21 protein-coding genes are annotated in these 22,166 nt (G+C 44.7%); 20 read left to right on the top strand and 1 reads right to left on the bottom strand.

Annotation, left to right across the window (positions count from 1 at the left end):
* Positions 1-36 precede the first annotated feature (36 nt).
* From KDN43_RS13015 to gcvP, 16 genes are all read left to right on the top strand, one after another.
* On the top strand, positions 37-258 hold the full coding sequence (locus KDN43_RS13015) for a hypothetical protein (protein ID WP_238866763.1): 222 nt from the start codon (positions 37-39) through the stop codon (positions 256-258).
* The gene (locus KDN43_RS13010) at positions 212-451 is read left to right on the top strand and encodes a DUF4492 domain-containing protein (protein WP_238866760.1); all 240 of its coding nucleotides are present in this window, start codon (positions 212-214) and stop codon (positions 449-451) included. The genes KDN43_RS13015 and KDN43_RS13010 overlap by 47 nt, the downstream gene beginning before the upstream one ends.
* A 29-nt stretch (positions 452-480) precedes the next feature.
* Complete coding sequence (locus tag KDN43_RS13005; protein ID WP_238866758.1) at positions 481-2,085, top strand: cytochrome ubiquinol oxidase subunit I; 1,605 nt, start codon at positions 481-483, stop codon at positions 2,083-2,085.
* Positions 2,086-2,120: 35 nt separating this feature from the next.
* Positions 2,121-3,275, top strand: coding sequence for a cytochrome d ubiquinol oxidase subunit II (gene cydB, locus KDN43_RS13000; RefSeq protein ID WP_238866757.1), 1,155 nt, complete (start codon positions 2,121-2,123; stop codon positions 3,273-3,275).
* A gap of 778 nt (positions 3,276-4,053) precedes the next feature.
* Positions 4,054-4,917 carry a phytoene/squalene synthase family protein gene (locus KDN43_RS12995; RefSeq protein WP_238866755.1) on the top strand — a complete coding sequence of 288 codons (864 nt, stop codon included), beginning with the start codon at positions 4,054-4,056 and terminating at the stop codon, positions 4,915-4,917.
* Positions 4,914-5,435, top strand: a complete 522-nt coding sequence (idi, locus tag KDN43_RS12990) for an isopentenyl-diphosphate Delta-isomerase (RefSeq protein WP_238866753.1) — start codon at positions 4,914-4,916, stop codon at positions 5,433-5,435. Before KDN43_RS12995 ends, idi begins: the two co-directional genes overlap by 4 nt.
* A gap of 122 nt (positions 5,436-5,557) precedes the next feature.
* The gene (locus tag KDN43_RS12985) at positions 5,558-6,082 is read left to right on the top strand and encodes a carotenoid biosynthesis protein (RefSeq protein ID WP_238866750.1); all 525 of its coding nucleotides are present in this window, start codon (positions 5,558-5,560) and stop codon (positions 6,080-6,082) included.
* Between the two features lie 121 nt (positions 6,083-6,203).
* The gene (locus KDN43_RS12980; RefSeq protein WP_238866748.1) at positions 6,204-6,737 is read left to right on the top strand and encodes a 1-acyl-sn-glycerol-3-phosphate acyltransferase; all 534 of its coding nucleotides are present in this window, start codon (positions 6,204-6,206) and stop codon (positions 6,735-6,737) included.
* Positions 6,734-7,828 carry a glycosyltransferase family 2 protein gene (locus KDN43_RS12975; RefSeq protein WP_238866746.1) on the top strand — a complete coding sequence of 365 codons (1,095 nt, stop codon included), beginning with the start codon at positions 6,734-6,736 and terminating at the stop codon, positions 7,826-7,828. Before KDN43_RS12980 ends, KDN43_RS12975 begins: the two co-directional genes overlap by 4 nt.
* 59 nt (positions 7,829-7,887) lie before the next feature.
* On the top strand, positions 7,888-9,234 hold the full coding sequence (locus KDN43_RS12970) for a cryptochrome/photolyase family protein (RefSeq protein WP_238866744.1): 1,347 nt from the start codon (positions 7,888-7,890) through the stop codon (positions 9,232-9,234).
* 155 nt (positions 9,235-9,389) lie between these two features.
* Complete coding sequence (locus tag KDN43_RS16485; RefSeq protein WP_256448710.1) at positions 9,390-9,518, top strand: hypothetical protein; 129 nt, start codon at positions 9,390-9,392, stop codon at positions 9,516-9,518.
* A 1-nt stretch (position 9,519) separates the two neighbouring features.
* Positions 9,520-10,986 (top strand): phytoene desaturase family protein, encoded by a 1,467-nt coding sequence (locus KDN43_RS12965; protein WP_238866742.1) that lies wholly within the window; start codon positions 9,520-9,522, stop codon positions 10,984-10,986.
* 476 nt (positions 10,987-11,462) lie between these two features.
* Positions 11,463-12,368, top strand: coding sequence for an RsiV family protein (locus tag KDN43_RS12960; RefSeq protein ID WP_238866740.1), 906 nt, complete (start codon positions 11,463-11,465; stop codon positions 12,366-12,368).
* The gene (rsmG, locus tag KDN43_RS12955) at positions 12,365-12,985 is read left to right on the top strand and encodes a 16S rRNA (guanine(527)-N(7))-methyltransferase RsmG (protein ID WP_238866738.1); all 621 of its coding nucleotides are present in this window, start codon (positions 12,365-12,367) and stop codon (positions 12,983-12,985) included. The genes KDN43_RS12960 and rsmG overlap by 4 nt, the downstream gene beginning before the upstream one ends.
* A 179-nt stretch (positions 12,986-13,164) precedes the next feature.
* Complete coding sequence (locus KDN43_RS12950) at positions 13,165-13,818, top strand: MBL fold metallo-hydrolase (RefSeq protein WP_238866736.1); 654 nt, start codon at positions 13,165-13,167, stop codon at positions 13,816-13,818.
* A 94-nt stretch (positions 13,819-13,912) separates the two neighbouring features.
* Positions 13,913-16,762, top strand: coding sequence for an aminomethyl-transferring glycine dehydrogenase (gene gcvP / locus KDN43_RS12945; RefSeq protein WP_238869476.1), 2,850 nt, complete (start codon positions 13,913-13,915; stop codon positions 16,760-16,762).
* A gap of 22 nt (positions 16,763-16,784) precedes the next feature.
* On the opposite strand, the gene KDN43_RS12940 is transcribed toward gcvP, so the two are convergent.
* Positions 16,785-17,393: a hypothetical protein gene (locus KDN43_RS12940; protein WP_238866734.1), complete on the bottom strand. Its 609-nt coding sequence runs from the start codon at positions 17,391-17,393 to the stop codon at positions 16,785-16,787.
* Between the two features lie 446 nt (positions 17,394-17,839).
* Here KDN43_RS12940 and KDN43_RS12935 point away from each other — a divergent pair, with 446 nt between their 5' ends.
* The 4 genes from KDN43_RS12935 to KDN43_RS12920 all read left to right on the top strand — a co-directional run bounded on the left by KDN43_RS12935 (position 17,840) and on the right by KDN43_RS12920 (position 21,977).
* A complete protein-coding gene (locus tag KDN43_RS12935; protein WP_238866732.1) occupies positions 17,840-18,649 on the top strand; it encodes a DUF4382 domain-containing protein in 810 nt (269 codons plus the stop codon).
* A gap of 279 nt (positions 18,650-18,928) precedes the next feature.
* Entirely contained in the window at positions 18,929-19,441 is a 513-nt protein-coding gene (locus tag KDN43_RS12930) for an SPOR domain-containing protein (RefSeq protein ID WP_238866730.1), read from the top strand.
* Between the two features lie 108 nt (positions 19,442-19,549).
* Positions 19,550-20,308 (top strand): MBL fold metallo-hydrolase, encoded by a 759-nt coding sequence (locus KDN43_RS12925; protein WP_238866728.1) that lies wholly within the window; start codon positions 19,550-19,552, stop codon positions 20,306-20,308.
* Positions 20,309-20,636: 328 nt separating this feature from the next.
* On the top strand, positions 20,637-21,977 hold the full coding sequence (locus KDN43_RS12920; protein ID WP_238866726.1) for a hypothetical protein: 1,341 nt from the start codon (positions 20,637-20,639) through the stop codon (positions 21,975-21,977).
* The last annotated feature ends 189 nt before the right edge of the window (positions 21,978-22,166 follow it).

Raw genomic sequence — 22,166 nt, 5'->3', positions numbered from 1 at the left:
TGCTTTTCATGTAATGCTGCCGGCACAGCCATGTGAATGAAAGTTATTCGTAAAATGAATTCAGGTGATTTTACATGTATTGCTGATGGCACAGCCATTTTACCAGGGGCCGGAACTGTTGCTGATAGAGGCTTATATAAATCAGGCTATTTCTTAGTTAAGCATAAGGCAAAAGAGTTTGACCTTTGCTCTAATTTAAATCACAGTAATTATGGAAATAGAAATAATCAAACCCCCGGAAAAGTTCAACTGGTTTAAAATGTTTCGCGACGGATTCCTAAACATGAGCCGTCTGGGAAAGACATTGTGGATAGTGGTTATCATAAAACTAATCATCATGTTCTTTATTTTAAAACCTTTCTTCTTCCCGAATCTATTAAACTCAAGGTATAATAACGATGCTGACAAAGCGCGGCACGTGAGTACTGAACTAATTGAAAAAGCGCCATAAGCGGAATAATTAAATAAAATATACAATTTATGGATCTACTAAATGTGTTTACAGTTAATTGGTCTAGAGCGCAATTTGCTCTCACTGCAGGATACCACTGGTTGTTTGTACCGCTCACAATCGGTTTGGGGCTTATTATGGCAATAATGGAAAGCATCTATGTGAAAACAGGAGATGAGAAATGGAAAAGTGCTACCAGGTTCTGGCAGAAAATCTTCGGGATAAACTTTGCAATAGGCGTTGCAACAGGAATTATCCTTGAGTTTCAGTTTGGGACAAACTGGTCGAACTACAGCTGGTTTGTTGGAGATATATTTGGTGCTCCCTTGGCTATAGAAGGTATCTTTGCTTTCTTTATGGAAGCTACATTCATATCTATCATGTTTTTTGGCTGGAACAGGGTAAGCAAGAAGATGCATCTGGCATCAACCTGGCTGGTTTTTATCGGCGCCTCCTTATCCGCATACTGGATTTTGGTTGCAAACGCATGGATGCAATATCCTGCAGGGATGGAATTTAATCCCGAAACAGTGCGTAACGAAATGGTGGATTTCTGGGCAGTAGCCTTCTCGCCGGTAGCATATAATAAATTTCTTCATACTACCTTTTCAGCATGGGGTGTTGGTGCCAGTTTCGCAGTGGGAATATCTTCGTGGTATCTTCTTAAAAAGAGGCACGTTGATTTTGCTATAAAGACTTTGAAAATAAGTTCACTGGTAGGGCTGGTCGCCTTTGTTATGCTTGCAGTTACGGGTGATGGCTCAGCTTATCAGGTATCACAAAAACAGCCGATGAAGCTTGCAGCCATGGAGGGCCTATATGAGGGAAAATCGGGCGCCGGGCTAGTTGCTATCGGTATGTTGAATCCTGCCAAGAAAGCATACAACGATGATGTGAACCCATACGTTTTCAAACTTGAGATACCAAAGCTCTTATCACTCCTTGGATACAGAAATATTAATGCTTTCGTCCCGGGAATAAAAGATATTGTAGATGGAGGATACATACTTCAGGACGGCACAGTGGCATTGTCGTTTGAAGAGAGACAGGCCCGTGGAAGGAAGGCTATTCAGACGCTTGCAGATTATCAGGCAGCCAGAAAGGAGGAGAATGAAGCTATTAATTCTGGCAATTCAGCAGCAGCTGCAGCTGCTGCTGTGGCAGCTGCCAATTATGAAACTGTTCTAAGGGAAAACTATGCACATTTCGGATATGGTTACCTGGAAAAAGGTGAGGATCTTATTCCCAATGTGCCACTTACCTTTTACAGCTTTCATCTGATGGTGGTTATTGGTTTCTACTTTATACTGTTCTTTTTTGTAATACTCTACTACCTGTACAGGAAAAGCATGAGCACAGCCAGTTGGCTTCAGTATGTTGCCCTGTGGAGTATTCCGTTATCATATATTGCGGGACAGCTGGGATGGGTGGTAGCCGAAGTAGGCCGCCAGCCATGGACTATTCAGGATATACTTCCTGTACAATCAGCTGCTTCAGCAGTATCTCCGGGGAATGTCATCACCACCTTTATCTTGTTCGCAGTGTTATTCACAGGATTACTTGTTGCAGAGGTGACAATTATGATAAAACAGATTAAAAAAGGCCCGGATAAGTTAGTATCGAAAAATAACTGATTTTACAAGGTTGAACAGAATTAAAGATTAAAACTATGATTACATATGATTTTCTACAAAAATACTGGTGGTTCATAATGTCACTTCTGGGAGGGCTCCTTGTGTTTCTGATGTTTGTGCAAGGGGGACAGTCCATGCTTAATTCACTCTCTAAAAAGGAGGATGAAAAAAAACTTCTTGTAAATGCCTTGGGACGCAAATGGGAATATACGTTCACAACACTTGTAACCTTTGGGGGGGCTTTTTTCGCCTCGTTCCCTCTTTTCTATTCTACCAGCTTCGGCGGAGCATACTGGGCATGGATGATCCTCCTTTTCAGCTTTGTCGTGCAGGCAGTATCATACGAGTTTCAATCCAAACCTGGTAATATATTTGGAGCAGGTGCTTATCGTATGTTGCTGTTTTTAAATGGAGTGATAGGTACTTTTCTGCTTGGCGTGGTTGTTGCAACATTTTTCACAGGTTCGGAATTTACTGTAGGAAAAGCTAATATTGCTGTTTTGGGAGGTTCAGGCCCTGTTATAAGCCAGTGGCAAAATCCGCTTCATGGACTAGAACTGCTGGCCAATGTAAGAAACCTGAGCCTGGGACTCGCGGTATTGTTCCTTTCAAGAACTTTGGCAAGCCTCTTTTTTGTGAATCGCCTCGATCATAAAGATCTGGAAAAGAGATCACGCCGGTTTACCCTATATAATGGAGTACCTTTTGTTTTGTTTTTTCTTGTTTTTCTTATTTGGACACTCTTGGCTGAAGGTTACGCTTTAAACCCAGTCACAAAGGTTGTTTATCTGGAAAAAATGAAGTATTTGAGCAATTTTATTGATATGCCGATAGTGATGGTGCTCTTTATAATGGGAGTTGTGTCAGTGTTGTACGGTATCTTCAATACCGTTTTCAATTTGAAATTCAAAAAAGGTATATGGTTTGCAGGTGCAGGAACAGTAGTTACCGTAACCATGTTGTTTCTGGTGGCAGGATATAACAATACGGCCTACTATCCCTCTTCAATTGACCTGCAGAGTTCTCTAACCCTGCAAAACTCATCGTCGAGTGAATTCACTCTCTCGGTAATGGCAATAGTATCTCTCTTTGTCCCTGTGGTAGTTGCCTATATTTTCTACGCATGGAGGGCCCTTGAAAGGAAAAAACTCAGTCTTGAAGATCTTAAAACAGACGGAAATTCTTATTGATATTACAATTTCAAAATAAAACGGAGGGGATGAATAGTCGGATTATTCATCCCCTCTTTTATTATGTCTGGCATGTTACTATGCTAATCAACATAATTGATATAATTGTTGCTAGATAATAAAATAAATTTATTGCTCTATTGCTCGATCAATCAGCTAATAAACATTATTATGCCGACTGTCGAAATGAGAGGAAAATTAACCCATCACTTTTAAAATTTAATGCAAATGTTTAGGAGCACAACAATTATTGGAAAATAACAATTTGTAGAGGCACAATAGTGATAAAAACTTTATATCAATAGCCATGTGCAAGCAGCATTCAAATAAAGGTGGTCAAGTAAAAAAATATTATAAATGATGTAAAATATTTTCCGTGTTAAACAATTACCATGAATAAACATATTTGTGAAAACAATTTACCGGGACCTGATGGAACTTGTTGAATGATTGACAAAAAGAAGTTTAGCTGATAACATCAGATTAACATAATGTTCAAAAATATGTTGTATAACATAAAGAAAATATTTGTGTATATATGTTTTTTAAATCTAATTTAGTACATAACAGATCAGTACAGATCTGAGCTCCTTTTATCTATTCGAATGATAGGGCAGGGGAGTAATCAGCATACCTACTCAATAGTATTTAAATCAGTTATAAATAGTTAAATGGCAGGCGGATTTAATGTGTTGATTGTGAAATTTCAAAAAACAAATTACATTTGTCTCTGATATTTACAAGCTGATGGTGCACCACTTTTTAAAAATATTGACAGATGATCACAGAAGACACCGGCTATTTGAAATATTGCAAGCTATCCTTTGGGATGAGCCGCGAGGTGACTAGGCACTACAGTACTTCTTTCTACTCTGCTACACAGCTCTTTCCTTCGCCTGTTAGGGAAGCAATTCACGGTATATACGGCTTTGTGCGGTTGGCCGATGAGATCGTTGACTCGTTCCACGGCTGTGACCAAAAAATTCTGCTTGACCGGTTCGAGGCGGACTACTATTTTGCTCTGGAGCAGGGCGTAAGTTCAAACCCGGTGATCAATTCCTTCTTGCTCACCGTCAACCGCTACGGCATCGATGATGCCTATGTCCGGGCATTCCTGGCCAGCATGCGTGCCGACCTGGAGAAGAAGATTTATACCACCAGGCTCGAGACTGAATGGTATATCTATGGATCGGCGGACGTGGTGGGGTTGATGTGCCTCAGGGTTTTTTGTGACCATGACGAACAGTTGTTCGGAGAACTGGTGATGCCGGCTATGCGCCTTGGCTCAGCTTTTCAGAAAGTCAATTTCCTGCGTGACTTGCGGCACGATGTGCTGGAGCTGGGACGTATTTACTTTCCCGTCTTTTCTTTGAAGCATTTTAATGAGCAAACCAAACTGGAGCTGGTGGATGATATCAAGGCCGATTTTGCCGAGGCCCTCAAGGGGATTCGGCGGTTGCCCGACAACTCACGCCTTGCCGTTCATACTGCCTACCGATACTATGTGCGTTTACTGGACAAGATCCGTGAAACACCTGCCTGTGAATTGATTTCCAGAAGAATACGAATCCCCAATGCCGAAAAGTTCCGGTTGCTTTCCGGTGCCGTCCTCAAACACAAATTACATATGCAGATCATATGACAGAAATACAAAACCTGGTGCAATTGGTCGACGAGCAGGACAATCCTGTCGGGACCATGGAGAAAATGGAAGCACACCGCCATCCTACGTTGCACCGTGCAGTATCGGTGCTGGTATTTAACTCTTCCGGCGACTGGCTCCTGCACCGCCGTGCCGCTGGAAAGTACCACTCTGCCTGCCTCTGGTCCAACGCCTGCTGTACACACCCATTGCCGGGAGAAGCACATGCCGATGCAGCCCGTCGCAGGCTGCAGGAGGAGATGGGTATCGCTGCCGAAGGAGAATTGGAGCATCTTTTCGACTTCATTTACCGGGCAAAGGTGGATAAGGAGCTGACCGAGTATGAGTACGACAGGGTCTTCTCCCTGACCAGCGATGAGGTTCCACGGCCACACCCCGATGAAGTTGATGAGTGGAGATACGTTACTTCGGAGGCGCTGCATGAGGAGTTGAGACTGTATTCAGGTCGCTTCACCGAGTGGTTTAAATTGATTTTTCAGCGTTCAGCCGGTACGTGACAAAATATACCCTCAAGGAGAAGAATATGGTTCGCCGCATCGTGGTGATCTATGGAGTGGGAGTCGTCGGGTTCAGCATACCCCTTACGCACGGGGCCTTTATGCTGTTGACGCCGTTGGTATTGCTGCTCTCGTTCTTGCTGCTCATATGGTACGATAGCGGCCGCCGGAGTGGGGGGCAGCTAAAAAGGATTGTTTTTTACACCTTTGTCTTCACCGCCGGCTTCATGGTTGAGATGTGGGGAGTCAACACCGGCGCGCTGTTCGGCAGCTACCTTTACGGTAGCGGACTGGGACCCAGGATTGCCGGTACACCACCGTTTATCGGGCTCAGCTGGGTGTTGATGATCTATCTTACATCGGCCATCTTCACCCCGATGCAGTGTAACCTGCTCGACGGCATCGTGTGGCCCTCGCTGATGATGGTGGGTTATGACCTGGTCATGGAACATGTAGCTCCCAAGATGGACATGTGGTCGTGGCAAGAGGATGTAATCCCCATACAGAACTACCTTATGTGGGGGCTGCTGGCTGTCATCTTCCATACAATACGCTACATGATGAAGGTCAGCGACCGCAACCCGATGGCATTGCCGCTCTTCATAGTGCAGACGCTTTTCTTTCTGTTTATACTGTTAATTAATTGATTCGCTGTATTATCAATTATATCGAATAGAGACTTAGATGCTTCGCTCAAGACACCACTTCTTCATCTACCCATTCTTCCAGCACTACACCCGCTGGTTGCTGAAAAGACATTTCCACCAAGTGACAGTAGAGGGTACATTCGCGGACCGGGGGTTTCCAGTGCTGCTGATCGGTAACCACATTGGTTGGTGGGACGGCTTCTGGGCGATGTACCTCAAGCTGGAGGTGGTAAAGCGCAAGATTCATTTCATGATGCAGGAAGATCAGTTGCTCCGTTTCCGCTTTTTCAACTACACCGGAGCTTTTTCGGTGAAGAGGAATAGCCGGGAGGCATTGTATTCACTCCGGTATGCATCATCACTGCTTCAAGATAAGGGCAACATGGTGCTAATATACCCTCAGGGCAGGTTGCAGTCGCTCTACTGCAAGAGCTTCCACTTCGAGAAGGGAATCGAGCGCATCCTGCAGGGTAGGGAAGGTATGGTTCAGTTGCTTATGTCGGTCAACATGATAGACTACCTGGCGCATCCGAAACCATCACTCACCATATACCTGCGCGATTATGAAGGGCAGTTCCGCCGCGAAGCGCTGGAGGAAGCCTATAACCGGTTTTATTCCGATTGTCTAACCCTCCAAACATCACGGACCGAATGACGGAATACATAGCCTGCCTTATTCTTGCCTTTGCGCTGATACAACTTTTGGTAGCACTGGTTAACCTCTTTTTCCGGGAGCGGCTGCCGGAGCGTGAAGATGCAATACAGCCGCCAAGCTTGTCGTTGCTGATACCCGCGCGCGACGAGGAGACGAACATTGTCAGGTTGTTAAACGATCTTGTTACTGTCTCAGACCGTATCCGGGAGATCATCGTCTTCGACGACCAGTCCGCCGATGATACCGCAAGGATTGTAGAAGAGTTTGCCGCACACGATTTCCGCATCCGGCTGATACGCGGTGGCGAATTGCCCGGCGGCTGGTCTGGCAAGAACCATGCCTGCTGCCGCCTGGCAAAGGAAGCAACAGGTAACTACCTCCTCTTCCTCGATGCCGATGTTAGGGTGGGAGAGGGAGTGATCGACCGTTCCATGTGCTATATGCAACGGTGGCAATGCGACCTGATGAGCATCTTCCCTACACAGGAGATGCGCTCCATCGGTGAGAAGATTACCGTGCCCAATATGCAGATTATCCTGCTCACGTTGCTGCCACTCCCGCTGGTGCGCCTATCGGGTTTATCCTCGCTGTCAGCTGCTAACGGGCAGTTTATGATGTTCAAGCGTAAAACCTATGAAGAGCTTGAGCCTCACCGGCAGTTCCCGAAAAGCCGGGCGGAGGATATCGAGATTGCCCGCTACCTGAAGCGGGAACGCAGGCGGGTGAGCTGCCTCACCGGCATTGAGGGGGTGCGCTGCCGCATGTATCGCTCCCTGCCGGAAGCGGTGGAAGGTTTCTCAAAGAACGTCACATACTTCTTCGGCAACTCATCGCCGGCTGCGATCCTCTACTGGCTGGTCACCTCTCTCGGCTTCATTGTCTTCATCGTCGCGGGGAGATGTGACGGACTCTGGCTCTGGCTTGCTACCACCCTCCTCGCCCGAATTGCTGCATCATTGACAGCAGGTCTGAAGGCGGGTTACAACCTGCTGCTGTTCCTCCCGCAACAACTGATGCTGGGAGTCTTTATACTACGCTCGCTCGTCAACAAAAGAAAAAAAACGTTCCGCTGGAAGGGGCGGAGTATATAGTTGCATTCTTATTAAAAGCAACATGTGAAAAGTGAATAATCATATTTAATTAAACATAGATGTCCGAAAAAATAACAAAACTGGCTGATGCGGTAATAAAAAGTACTCGAAAGGAAAATCCGGTGACCGTCTGCTGGATGCGGCGCGACCTTAGGCTGGAAGACAACCATGCCCTCTGGCAGGCACTGCGTTCCGGTTGCCCGGTGCTGCTGCTTTTTATCTTCGACACTGAGATACTGGGTGCACTCAGGGAGAAAGAGGACCGTAGGGTTGCCTTTATCTTTTCTGCGATTGAGACGATGAACAGGCGGCTGCGACAACAATACAACTCCGGTGTACTCTGTCTGCAGGGCAAGCCGGAAGAGATCTTCGAAAAGCTGCTGGCCGATTACCAAATCGGGGCGGTCTGCTGCAACGAGGACTACGAACCCTATGCCATCACGCGCGACCGAAAGGTGGAACAGCTACTTGCGCGAAGAGGGGTGCCGTTCCGACAATACAAGGACCAGGTAATCTTCCATAAAGAGGATATCCTCACCGCTGCGGGTAAGCCTTACATCGTCTATACGCCTTACTCCCGTGCCTGGCTGCTGAAGTATCATGTAGGGGAACAGGTATTCTATCCTTCGGAAGAAATGCTGGACAACCTGTTGCATGAGATTCCTCCGGTGCTGTCAATAGAGGAGACCGGGTTCCATGATCCCGGTTTCTGCTTTCCTCCTGCTGAGGCAGACGACGGAGTGATCGCAACCTACGATCGCACACGCGACTTTCCGGCGCTGCAGGATGGTGTAACACGCATGGGTGTGCACCTGCGATTTGGCACTGTCAGCATCCGCCGACTGGTACTGCGCGCCTCGCTACTCAACGAGGCCTACCTGAAGGAACTGATATGGCGTGAATTTTTCATGCAGGTACTCTGGCACTTCCCTTATGTAACGGAAGGGCCTTTCCGGAAGAAGTACGAGGCGGTCCTCTGGGAGAACAACGAGGAGGATTTCTACCTCTGGTGCAATGGCAACACCGGCTACCCGCTGGTAGATGCGGGTATGCGGGAGTTGAACGCTACCGGATTCATGCACAACCGGGTGCGGATGATTACCGCCAGCTTTCTCACCAAGCACCTGCTCATCGACTGGAGGTGGGGTGAGTCCCGATTCGCGGAGAAATTGCTCGACTACGATCTGGCGGCCAACAACGGTAACTGGCAGTGGGTGGCCGGTACCGGATGCGATGCTGCGCCCTGGTTCCGGATCTTTAATCCAGCGGAACAACAGAAACGGTTCGATCCACGACAAGAGTATATCCGTCGCTGGATCCCTGAGCTGGGAACGCCACAATACCCCGCACCGGTGATCGGACACACTTTCGCCCGACAACGGGCACTGGAACGATATAACGTTTAATGGCCCATAGTTGAGTCTCCTCCGATAAGTCTTTTTTCTTGAAAATTTCATAAGATGATCGTTGATATTCAATAAGTTACAAACCGATAAAATTGGGTTTTGAGGTTTTCGGAGAGGACTCATAGTTTGATGTTTAAAAATTTAAAGTTCATATTTTGAAGCTTTTAGTTGTTTTTCTGTTAATTTTTACCCTCTGCTCCGTTCTTGTAACAGCAGGAGAGAAGGAGGCCATCTACCGGGCTTACCTGAACAGTGACATGGCAACCTGGAAGCAAACCATATAAAATGAAAAAGAAAGTGATCATCACCGGCACGGGGCTTGGTGGCCTCGCTAGCGGACTGCTGCTGCAAAGCAAGGGATACGATGTGCATTTCCTCGAGAAGAACAGTTGCCCCGGAGGAAGGCTTAACCGCATCGAGAAGGATGGGTTCACCTTCGACACCGGTCCCAGCTTCTTCAGCATGTCTTACGTCTTTACCGACTTTTTGAAGCTCTGCGGTGTGGAGATGCCCTTCCGATTCGTGGAGCTGGATCCGCTCTATTCGGTGCACTTCGCCGATGGGCGCAACTTCCGCCTCTACAAGGATATCAGGAAGCTGGCAGAGCAGTTCCGCGACATCGAACCCGGTTTCGAGGCGAAGATGGAGCGCTACCTTAAGAAGTCGGGCGTCCTCTTCCACGACACCTTCGACATTGTAATCCGTAGTAATTTCGACAATTACCTCGACTACTTCGTCGCCCTGATGAAGGTCAACCCGGTGCATATCCCCGTACTGATGAAGATGTTCTGGCAACATGTTAAGGAGTACTTCGACTCACAGGAGGCACGGCAGATCGTCTCGCTGGTGGCATTTTTCCTGGGACGCACCCCTTTCGACACTATGGCTATCTACAGCCTGCTCTCATACACCGAGTTCCGGCACGATGGCTACCACAACGTGGAGGGCGGCATGTATCGGATAGTGGAGGGGATAGTAGATGTGCTGAAACAGCGAGGCGCCACCTTCCTCTTTAAAACCGAGGTCACCGCGGCAGAGGTGGAGTGTGACCGCATAACACGCCTTACCGACAGCGAGGGCAATCACTACGAAGCCGATATCTTCCTGGTCAACGCCGATGCGGCGCTCTTCCGGGGACGCGTGCTGCATAGGAAGAAGTACTCCGAGACGAAGCTGCAAAAGATGGAGTGGACCATGGGCTACCTTACTGCCTATGTCGGTATCGACCGTAAGCTGCCGGGCCTCGACCTGCACAACTACTTCCTTGGCTCCAACTTCGAGACATATGCCCATAACGTACTAAAGGACCCCGACTCGCTGCAGAAACCTTACTTCTACGTGAACGCCATCTCAAAGCATAACCCCGGATGCGCACCGGAGGGATGCGAGAGCCTCTTCTTTATATGTCCCGTGCCCAACCTGCAGTACAAGCCCGACTGGAGCGACCGTGACGAGATTGCCGACAGTATTCTGGCCGACTTCTCCAAAAGAATCGGCATAGACATCATGCCCCACATAGTCACCCGCACCATCTACACCCCGCAGGAGTGGGAGAAGCAGTTCAACCTCTACATGGGGAGCGGACTGGGGCTGTCGCACCGCCTAAGTCAGATCGGCGGCCTCCGTCCGAAGAACTTCGATGAGGAGTATGGAAACCTCTTTTACGTGGGCGCTTCCACCACACCCGGGGCGGGACTCCCCATGGCGGTAATCAGCGCCGAGATGGTCTGCAGGCGGATACTTAGTTGTTGATTTCTTTTTGTATTTTTGGTGCAAAAATTAGAATCATCCAGGTACTAAGGAATTTAACAACGCAAGAGATTGAGCGGCTTAATAGACAGAATTGTGAATGCACCTGATGTATGCTTGTAAAGGTGAACGCCGGTTTCGACCATTGCATTATTAAAAATACCCGTTTCCCGGAAAGGATAATGATAGGTGTATTGGTGAATGCATTTGGATATATATTTGATACAGACATTGTAAACGGTAGCGTACTACTGCAATTCTCCTTGATTCTGGACCTGTTTTTAAAGTAAACCGGACGAGTAGAGGATGAAAACAAGTTTAACTGCTTTATGCAGAACAGTACGTAAGGAGAAATGATAGGGGAGGTATGCCCCCTGCCTGCACAGTTATTAATAATAAAACAATTTTTCATCGGATGATAAATTAATAATCCGGATAAAAAGTGTAATTTTGTATCAATTATAATAAAATATTTCTCAATGGAGGAACGAAATATCATGCAGGTTTTCCTGCTGCCTGTTATGGCAGTGTTATTGTTTTTCTCTTGCAACAACAATGGAAGGAGCATGTTCAAAACTGAAAACAGTGTCGGATTTGACACAATCATGGTGGCTGAACGCAGCTATCTGGAAGAAGACACAACCAAACCATACTGCGACATAAGGGTGGAGTTTGTTTACCCTGTGAATAGCGGTAAGGCAAGTCTTGATACCCTGCAGCGTTTTTTTGTCAAAAGCATGCTGGGTCAACCGTATGACTCGCTGGCACCTGCAGAAGCGGTTAAAGCCTATGTGAATAATTATATCGAAAATTATAACTACGATGCAACTACCTACCGGGAGTCTGCGATTGATATGTTGGAGATGAATACCCTGATTCCAGGCATTGACCTCTTAGAAAGTGAACACTTCCCGGAAGATGTTTTTTACTCATACTATGAAAGCCTTTCCGATTCAATCGTATTTAATCGATCAGGAGTGCTTGCCTTTCAGGTAAGACAGTCAAACAACAAGGGGGGATCAACATCGTACGATTCGTATCGCAATTACGTGATTAATCTTAATACGGGACAACAGGTGACCGAAAACGAAATATTCAATGCCGGGTACGATATTGCATTGCAAAGCCTTATCATTGCTTCGTTACTGGATAAGAACAACGTTAAAACGGTGGAGGAACTGGAAGATCTGGGCTATTTTGGTGTCCTTGAAATTGTTCCTAACAAAAATTTCCTGTTGAATGACAAAGGGATTATTTATACATACAACAAGGGGGAGTATTCAGCTTACCAGCTTGATGCACCTCAGGTATTTATTCCCTACAGTTTGATACGGTCACTGTTGAGAGAAAACAGCATAGCTTATAAATTAGCCGGATTACAGTGAAGATTATTGAGGCCTATTTCCCGTATCTTGCAGATAATCAGAAAAAACAGTTTGATGCTCTTTTCGGGCTCTATTCTGACTGGAACGCCAAGATTAATGTGATATCCCGCAAAGATATTGATAATCTCTATCTGCATCATGTGTTGCATTCACTGGCCATTGCCAGATACACATCCTTCGCACCTGGTACGTTCATTATGGATGTGGGCACTGGAGGAGGTTTCCCGGGAATACCACTGGCCATTCTTTTCCCGGATGTGCAATTTTTACTTCTCGACAGTATAGGAAAAAAGATCAGGGTGGCGGCCGAAGTATCAAAGTCGTTGGGATTAGCAAATGTAGATGTCATACATTCGCGGGTTGAAGATGAGAAACGGAAGTTCCATTATATCGTGAGCCGCGCAGTGATGCCGTTGCCGGAACTTATAAGGCTTACACGCAAAAATATCTCCAAAGAACATATAAATGCACTTCCTAACGGGGCCTTTTCCCTGAAAGGTGGCGACCTGACAGCCGAACTGCACCCTTTTAAAAGGATTGCAGAAGTAGTCTCTCTTTCTGACTATTTTTCAGAGCCTTTTTTTGAAACGAAGAAATTGGTATATGTCCCTATCTGATGAATGTTTTATCTTTCTTTAATCATCACAGGTTGAAATACTGTACAAAAAGCAAAAGCGCCCTTCCCTACATGTTGAATATTTTATCTTTAGCTTAAAACCGGTAAATTCAAAAGAAAGCTTTATATTTGTGGTAAGAATTTCGCTTTGAGAATTGAACGGATATTGATCTTATTTGTATGAAGATAAAAACATTCGAATTTAATCCACTGGGAGTGAATACATACGTTTTGTCAGACGAAACAAAAGAGTGCGTAGTAATTGATGCAGCCTGTTTTTATGCTGATGAGAAGGAGATATTGCTTAATTATCTTTTCGACCATGACTTTGTGGTAAAACACCTGCTGAACACACATCTACATTTCGATCATATTTTCGGTGTAAACACACTTGCTTCACAGTTTGAACTCACTCTTGAGTGTCACAAAGCTGATGAATTTTTGCTTAATGATATACCAGGACAATTACGACTGTTTGGAATTCCTAACTCAAACTCAAATTATAAACCTGAAATTGGAAATTACCTTAATGACCAGGATATTATCGCTTTTGGAAATCAATCACTGAAGGTGATACATACACCAGGCCATTCACCCGGTAGTGTAGTGTTCTACAGTGAAGATGCAGGATGCGTCTTCAGCGGAGATGCTCTCTTTTACACAAGCATTGGACGTACCGATCTCCCCGGGGGCAGTTATGACGAGCTTCTTGATAGTATTCATTCAAAACTATTCTCGCTGCCTGACGAAACAGTCGTCTATTGCGGTCACGGGCCTGCTACTACAATAGGGTTCGAAAAAAAGAACAACTCTTTTGCAGGAATTGCAACCTGACACCTTAAGTGAAAATTAATTTATTGCATGAAGCGAGAATTATTAATAATAAACAATAATATAAAAACAGATTTTACCTGTATATTTCATTATGATGGAAATGGAACAATTTAAAAACCGCCATATCGGTATCAATGAGGCCGATAAAAAAAAGATGTTGGGAGTAATAGGATTGTCGTCTATGGAAGAACTTATAAATCAGGCAATTCCCTCGGATATACGTTTGGCGGAGCCTCTGTCGCTGCCCAAGGCTCTATCGGAAGCGGAGTATGCCGAAGAGATTGCTCAGATAGCATCTCAAAACCGTATTTTCACATCTTACATCGGTATGGGATGGTATGATACTGTTACTCCTGCGGCTATATACCGCAATGTGTTTGAAAACCCCGTTTGGTACACCTCATACACACCTTATCAGGCTGAGATATCACAGGGCCGCCTGGAAGCACTGCTCAACTTTCAGACAATGGTAAGTGAACTAACGGCATTACCGCTCTCAAACTGTTCGTTGCTTGATGAGGCTACTGCAGCCGCAGAAGCAGCTACTATGATGCATTCATTACGAAGCCGCGGCCAGGTCAGGAATAATGCAGATACACTCTTCGTCGATGAAAATATCTTCCCGCAAACTCTTGCCGTGCTAAAAACGCGAATGAAATATAGAGGTATTGAGATAGTTACTGGCGATTTCAGAACTGTCTCTTTAGAAAAATCTTTCTTTGGCGCTATAATTCAGTACCCAAACAGCAATGGGAACGTGGATGATTACCGTACGTTTGTGGAAAAGGCACACGCTGCCGATTGCATGGTTGCTGTGGCTACCGACCTGATGGCACTTGTGATGATTACTCCTCCGGGAGAATGGGGTGCTGATATTGCCTTTGGCAGCAGTCAGCGTTTTGGTATTCCAATGTTCTACGGGGGGCCTTCAGCTGCCTTTTTTGCTACCAGAAATGAATATAAACGCTCCATCCCGGGACGTATTATCGGAATATCAAAAGATGTCTATGGGAAAGAGGCCCTGCGCTTGGCGCTCCAGACGCGTGAGCAGCATATAAAAAGGGAAAAGGCAACCTCGAACATATGCACGGCCCAGGCTCTTCTGGCTACAATGTCGTCGTTTTATGCCGTTTATCATGGGCCGGAGGGGTTAAAAAAGATTGCCCGCCGCATTCATTCAACAACTTCACATGTGAGTGATGAGCTCGTGTCAATGGGATATACACAACTCAATGAAACATATTTTGATACACTAAAGGTTGGCCTGCCCGAAGGCATCACGTCACAGGATATTCGTGATAACGCCGAAATGAGAGCAATCAACCTGCGTTACTTCAAAGGCGGGGAGATAGGTATCAGTATTGATGAAACTACAAACAGTTACCGTGTGCATGAACTGCTGGCTGTGTTCGCAATGGCTGCAGGAAGCTCAAAAGTGTTTATGATAGATGAACTGCCGGAAAAAATAACCCTGAAAGCTGAGCAGCTCAGAAGTTCGGAGTTCCTTGCTCATCCTACCTTTAACAGTTACCATACAGAGACAGAGCTTATGCGCTACATTAAAAGGCTGGAAAGGAAAGACATCTCTCTGGCACACTCCATGATCTCACTCGGATCATGTACGATGAAGCTGAACGCTGCCTCTGAGATGCTGCCCTTGGGCTTTACCGAACTTCAGCGTATTCATCCCTATGCCCCTGTAGAACAGGCGGGTGGATATATACAGATAATTGAGGAGCTGGAGAGGATGCTCTCAGAGATCACCGGGTTTGCTGCTACAAGCCTTCAGCCAAATTCCGGAGCTGCCGGAGAATACACGGGACTGATTACTATTGCTGCTTATCTTGAAAGTATTGGCGAGGGGCACCGTAAGGTGGTGCTTATCCCTGCTTCGGCACACGGTACAAACCCTGCCAGCTCGGTACAGGCCGGTTTCATACCGGTTACGGTTGCAAGTGATCCGAAAGGGAACGTTGATATGGACGACTTGCGCCAAAAGGTTGAACAATATAAAGATGAGCTGGCTGCATATATGATCACCTATCCTTCTACCCATGGAATATTTGAGACTGAGATAAGAGAGATGTGCCGTCTTATTCACGAAGCAGGTGGACAGGTATATATGGACGGTGCCAATATGAACGCTCAGGTTGGACTCACCAACCCGGGTACTATAGGTGCAGATGTATGCCACCTCAATCTGCATAAGACTTTTGCAATTCCACACGGTGGAGGCGGACCAGGGGTGGGGCCTATATGCGTGGCTGAACACCTGGTTCAGTTCCTTCCTGGCCATCCGGTGATGTTTCAATCAGATACAAATACGGTTTCTGCAGCACCTTACGGCAGTGCAGGCGTACTTGAAATCACATATGCATATATTCGTATGATGGGTGCAGACGGTCTGAAGGAGGCCACAGAAGCTGCAATTTTAAATGCAAATTACCTGGCCGAACGGTTGAACGATATATATGGAATTGTATATCGCGGAGCACAGGGAAGGGTAGGACACGAGCTTATTCTTGACTGTCGGGGCCTGAAAGAGATATCAGGGATAACCGAGACTGATATAGCCAAGCGACTTATCGACTATGGTTATCATGCCCCTACGCTCTCGTTTCCGGTGCATGGAACACTTATGGTGGAGCCTACAGAAAGTGAAAGCCTGTCGGAGCTGGACCGGTTTGTGGAGGCTATGCTGCAGATCCACACTGAAGTATTGGAAGTATCACGCGGTGAGTATAGCCCGGAGGATAATGTACTTGTGAATGCTCCACATCCTGAATACGAGGTGGTGGCCGATGAATGGAAGCATGCTTACTCAAGGAGTAAGGCTGCATATCCATTGCCGTTTGTTGCTGAGAACAAATTCTGGGTAAATGTAGCACGTGTGGATAATGCCTACGGCGACAGAAATCTTGTCCCTTGCCTCTGTCTGGGCTGAGGTTAAGTGATAACAGTGCAAACTACATTAAAGAAGGCATTTCCCCTTTCTCGAAAACCACAAGTGGAGAGTTGGAAATGTCTTTTTTGAATCTATTTATTACCTGATCATTCACTTCCGTAAGAATTACTTTTACGCGGTTTATCATAACATCGGGATAGGCTCCTGCAAAATGCACCATCACGGGATGATCTTCGGGAATAGATTTGTTTACAAGAAATTCATCAATTTTGTCCATTACCTGCATCATCTGCCGGTAGGAATATTGAACAACCTCTATTTTGAAATCGTCAGAACCAAGAACCTTTGAAAGCCTCTCCCTGCTCTCCTCTCTGTTTGCTGTTACGGCAATAACAAAAGTGCCGCTGTTGTCAATAAATGAGCCACCGTAGTAATCGGGATAAAGATCGGGATCCGACTCTCTTTCCATCCAGTCAGGACTAAAATAGGTCATTAGCTTTTCATGCATTTCCATAGCGATACGTTCTTTAACAGCAGGGTTGTCAGATATTACCCCGGCAGTTGATCCGGGTGAGTCAAGATGACTTTTGCTTTTTTGCTGCCGGTTGCATGCAACTGAAAAGGAAAGTATCGAAAAAACAGTAATCAGGTAAAGTACTAATTTACTCATACGATATATATATCTAAATATAAGGTGTTTAACTATGCTTTAATGCTACTGTCAAATGAAAAACGTTCTGCTATTTCATCTATTGCCTTCTTACATCTGACCCAAAACATTGCCAGTGAAATGATTTGCGGTAACACCAACATATGTGAAAACTGAATATATAACATATTAGAAAAGCTTTTGTTTGTTTATATCTGAAATTCCCGCATTTTCTAACCAGATAATTTGAAAATACATTTAATTTACTGATATATAGGCTAAGTTCAATTTAGAAGTGCAACTTTCCCGGTAAGTTTTATATAGGTTTTTTAAACAAAAACATCGACTCCATATCGTATAATGTATTAAATTTGCCTAATTGGGGGTACTATAGTTTTTTTTTTTGCTTCCTGATAGTGAATTTATTTACCTTTGTGTTTTATAAATGTTTAAATAAACAACTTCTTATGCTGTTTAACGCAATTAAAAATAGTTTGTTGGTTGCTCTTTTACTGCTGCTTATCACTGCTTGTCAGAATAATGACCCCGGTGAGAATGCCGCATGGCTGCGAATCAAGCTTACTGATGCTGCTTCTCCTGTCATTAAAGAGCTTTATCTTGATATAAATGGGATAGAGGTGTTTGTCAACGATTCTAAAAACAGTAAAGGCGAATGGATACCTGTCAGCTTTCAGGGAAGTGAATACAACTTGTTTAAACTGATGAACGGCAGAACTGTCTTGCTTGCGGAACAGTACATTCCTGCGGGGGGAGTACTTCAAAAAATAAAACTTATACCCGGAAGTAATAGCAGGATGATTTCCAATACTTCACAGTCAATATCGCTGCAGCTGCCACCCGAAATAAGGGAAGGGATAATTATAGATAATGTTAATGCAGAGCTCTATGCAAATATAATATCCAGTATTGTTATTGATGTAAACGCCTCTCTGTCTGTACGTGAATTGAACGGAAACTATTTTATATATCCAGTGGCAAGGGCATTTTCTGAAACATTCGGAGGTAAGTTGCGTGGATTTGTGGAACCAGTTGAAGCTGCTGCATTCATAGCTGTGGTGCATGATACAGATACTTTCATGACACTTCCCGAAGCAGATGGTATGTTTATGTTTACAGGCCTGGCAGAAGGGACATGGGAGGTACATATGATCGCTAATCCACTGGCTAACTACCGTGATACGGTTTTCACCGACACCATTGTTCAGGGACAAATAACTGAAATAAGGCCTAAACCAGTTCGATTGAAACCTGTCTGACTTCATTGCCAGAGATGCTTAACTTAGGAGATATTCCATTACGAAAAGAACAGGAATGAGGAGTGTAAATATTAAATACATGCTGAAATGATTAAATGGAGCCACCTGGTGGCTCTATTTAAATTATTTTCACAATCACAAATGTACAATAAGCGGCATCTTTATTATCTTTGTATAAATAATAACGTAAAGCAATGTGCAGAAAACAAGTTGACTTGCCAGTATGCCATCAAGAGAAACGACTATAAGTAGTGAACAATTAACAAATACTGAACACGAATGAAAAGATTCCATTTCGCATTGGTTTTAGCCGCCCTGCTGGTTTTAGGAACATCCTGCAAACCTAAACAAAGTGCTTATAAGCAAGTTTATGAGGCCGCAAAAGAGAGAGAAATGCAGCAGACTGCATCTCAGCCCGCAGTGGTTGTAAAAGATGCTAGCCCTCTTCCTCCAGTGGAGGTTTCGGTAAGAAAAGAAAAAGTAGAACCTGTTTACCCGACCGATGCTGCAGGATTGAAAAAATTTAGTGTGGTAATTGCCTCATTAAGCGTGAAGCTGAATGCCGAATCACTGAAGGCACGTATGGAAAACGAAGGCTATAACGTGATTCTGGCTCAAAATGAACAGGGAATGTACCGTGTAATCGTTGCCAGTTATGACAATAAGGATCAGGCAGCAGCCAGGCGTGACGAGATTTACAGTACTTATTCTGCAAAAGGAAGCACCGATTATCTGAGAAGAACCTATGGGGTCCCTTTCAATGATCTCTGGATTCTGGAAAGAGAGTACTAATCTTAAGCCATAGGACCTACGCTTATCTGCCGGCTTTGTTCTGACAATGTATAAATAAAAGCTGCCCGTTATTTTCTATAATGTGGTAGCTTTTTGTGTGATAATTATATGAGAGTTATATTTTTAGGTACTGGAACCTCAACCGGTGTTCCACAAATTGGTTGCAAGTGCAAGGTTTGCAGATCATCCGATTTACGCGATAAGAGGCTTAGAGCATCCGTGTGGATTGAGGTAGATGGCAAGGTAATTGTGATTGACTGTACACCCGATTTCAGGCAGCAGATGCTACCCCTCCCTTTTGGGAAAATCGATGGCCTCCTTATCACTCATGAACATTACGATCATGTAGGGGGAATTGACGACCTTAGGCCATACTCAGTTTTCGGATCTGTGAATCTTTATATGGAAGAGCATCTTGAGAATACCATCAGGGATAGAATGCCCTACTGCTTCACACAACATAAATATGGCGGTGTGCCTGATATTACAATAGGGAGAATTAATTATAATGAGGATTTTTACATTGGAGATGTAAAAGTGACTCCAATCCGTGTGATGCATCACAAGTTGCCAATTCTGGGGTTTCGTATTCACAATTTTGCTTACCTGACAGATGTGAGAACAATTCCCGAACCGGAATATGAAAAACTTCAGGGATTGGATATGCTTGTTATAAGTGCACTTAGGAAGAAGGAACACGTTTCTCATCTTACGTTGGAGCAGGCTTTGGAGATAGCTAAGAGTACAGGTGCAAGGAGCACTTTTTTTACACATATGAGTCATGAAATGGGACTGCATGCGGAAGTTGAGCGCGATCTACCATCCAACATTTTCTTTGCATACGATGGGTTGGAAGTCATGATCTGATAAAGTACAACTTGTTATTAAAATGACAACTTACAACCATGCAGGTGAGCAGAAACTGTAATTTTACAGGTGAGTGTTTTTGTTTTTTTAACCTGTTTCCATGCAACGTTTTATCACTGTTCACATCTTAAAAATTAGTGAGGGATATATTGATAAAAGTTCTTAAGAGTCGCCTCTTTCAAATTGCTGAACTATGAAATTGATAATTCCGGGACTTTAAAACAACATCGAAAAAAATTATTTATCTATTAAACTATTAAGATGAATTTTAGTCTCAGAATGTGAGAGATAAAAATTATTTACAAACAAATATAAAAAAGGGGAAACTATGAAAGCTAAAAAAATAATGCTCGCGGTTTTGCTGGTCGCAGTACCCTTCTTTGGTTTCGCCCAGGAATGGGATGATATTTATGCCGATCCTGCTCAGAATGAACCGGTAAAGGTTCAAAAAGAGAAAAAGGAGCAACAGAAAAAGAAAGTAGTGATTGTTCAGGGTAAGGCATCTAATATGGATGTGACAGCTAACGGCAGAGATATAGACGAATACAATCGCCGAGGCAGTTATAATAACGGTGAGCCTGCAGATACAGATAGTTCCGGCGAATATGAAGCTTATGAATATACAGATAGGATTGTTCGTTTTCACGATCCGGAATCAAGCATCAAAATAACAGGTGCCGATGAAGTTATTGTATATGTAGGTGATGATATATATGAAAGTTATAATAACCGCGGATTGGGTACCAATATTTACCTTGGTATGGGATGGGGTTCTTATTATCCATGGTACAACAGCTGGTATTACCCTTGGTATGATCCATGGTATTATGGCGGATGGTATAGCCCGTGGTATTACGGCGGATGGTACGATCCGTGGTATTACGGTTTCGGCGGGTGGTACGGATGGCACAGCCCATGGTACAACAGATGGTATTCGCCTTGGTATTATGGCGGCGGATGGTACGATCCATGGTATTACGGAGGAGGCTACACTCACGGATTTTATGACGGATTTTATAGCAGCCTGACCAGAAATCGATCGGGAAGAAGCACAGGCGTTTACAGAACAAGCTCAGCTAACAGGGCATCTTCTGCAACGGCAGGCCTCTCAGGCAGATATTCCGGCATGTCAACACGCGGTGTAGTATCGGGCAGATCTTCAGGAACATCCACTCGAAGTAACGTATCGGGAAGAACAGCAACTTCCCTCAACAACAGAGGATCATCTACTGCTCCGAGAACCAGAATAATTGACAATTCAGGCAGGATGTACGATTCCAGGACAGGGCGCGTAATAGACCGTTCCGGAACCACATCCCGATCGAGCTCAGTCAACAGATCGGCAGAATCTTCCTGGTCGAATGAATACAATAGCGGAAGAAGTTCAGGCAGGTCATACGAGAGGAACGCCACTACTCCTTCAAGAACATATCAGAGAAGCTCATCAGCTCCTTCGAGTTCATATAACAGAAGCTCTTCAACAAGCAGCAGAAGAGAAAGTTACTCCGCACCCTCCAGAAGCAGTTCATCCGAGAGGAGCTCATCCAGCTATTCTGCTCCAAGCAGAAGCTCATCATCAGGCTCTTTTGGTGGAAGCAGCAGTAGCAGCGGAGGTAGTAGCCGGAGCTCAAGTGGAAGCAGCGGGCGTTCCAGCGGGAACCGCAGGTAAACAGTATAGAATATATCTGTAAATACAAAATAAGGCTGCCTCAGAAAATTGCAGAGGTAATATTTATGAGGGAGCCTTTTATATACTAAAAAAATAATTGTGCTAAAAGAATTAACGAATCATATAAATCATTCATTCATATCTGAAACATGATTACCGATAGTTCCATATCTTGTATATATAATATAT

The sequence above is a fragment of the Proteiniphilum propionicum genome (assembly GCF_022267555.1).
In the GTDB taxonomy this organism is placed as follows: Bacteria; Bacteroidota; Bacteroidia; order Bacteroidales; family Dysgonomonadaceae; genus Proteiniphilum; species Proteiniphilum propionicum.
This window is presented reverse-complemented; position numbering and strand designations above follow the sequence as displayed.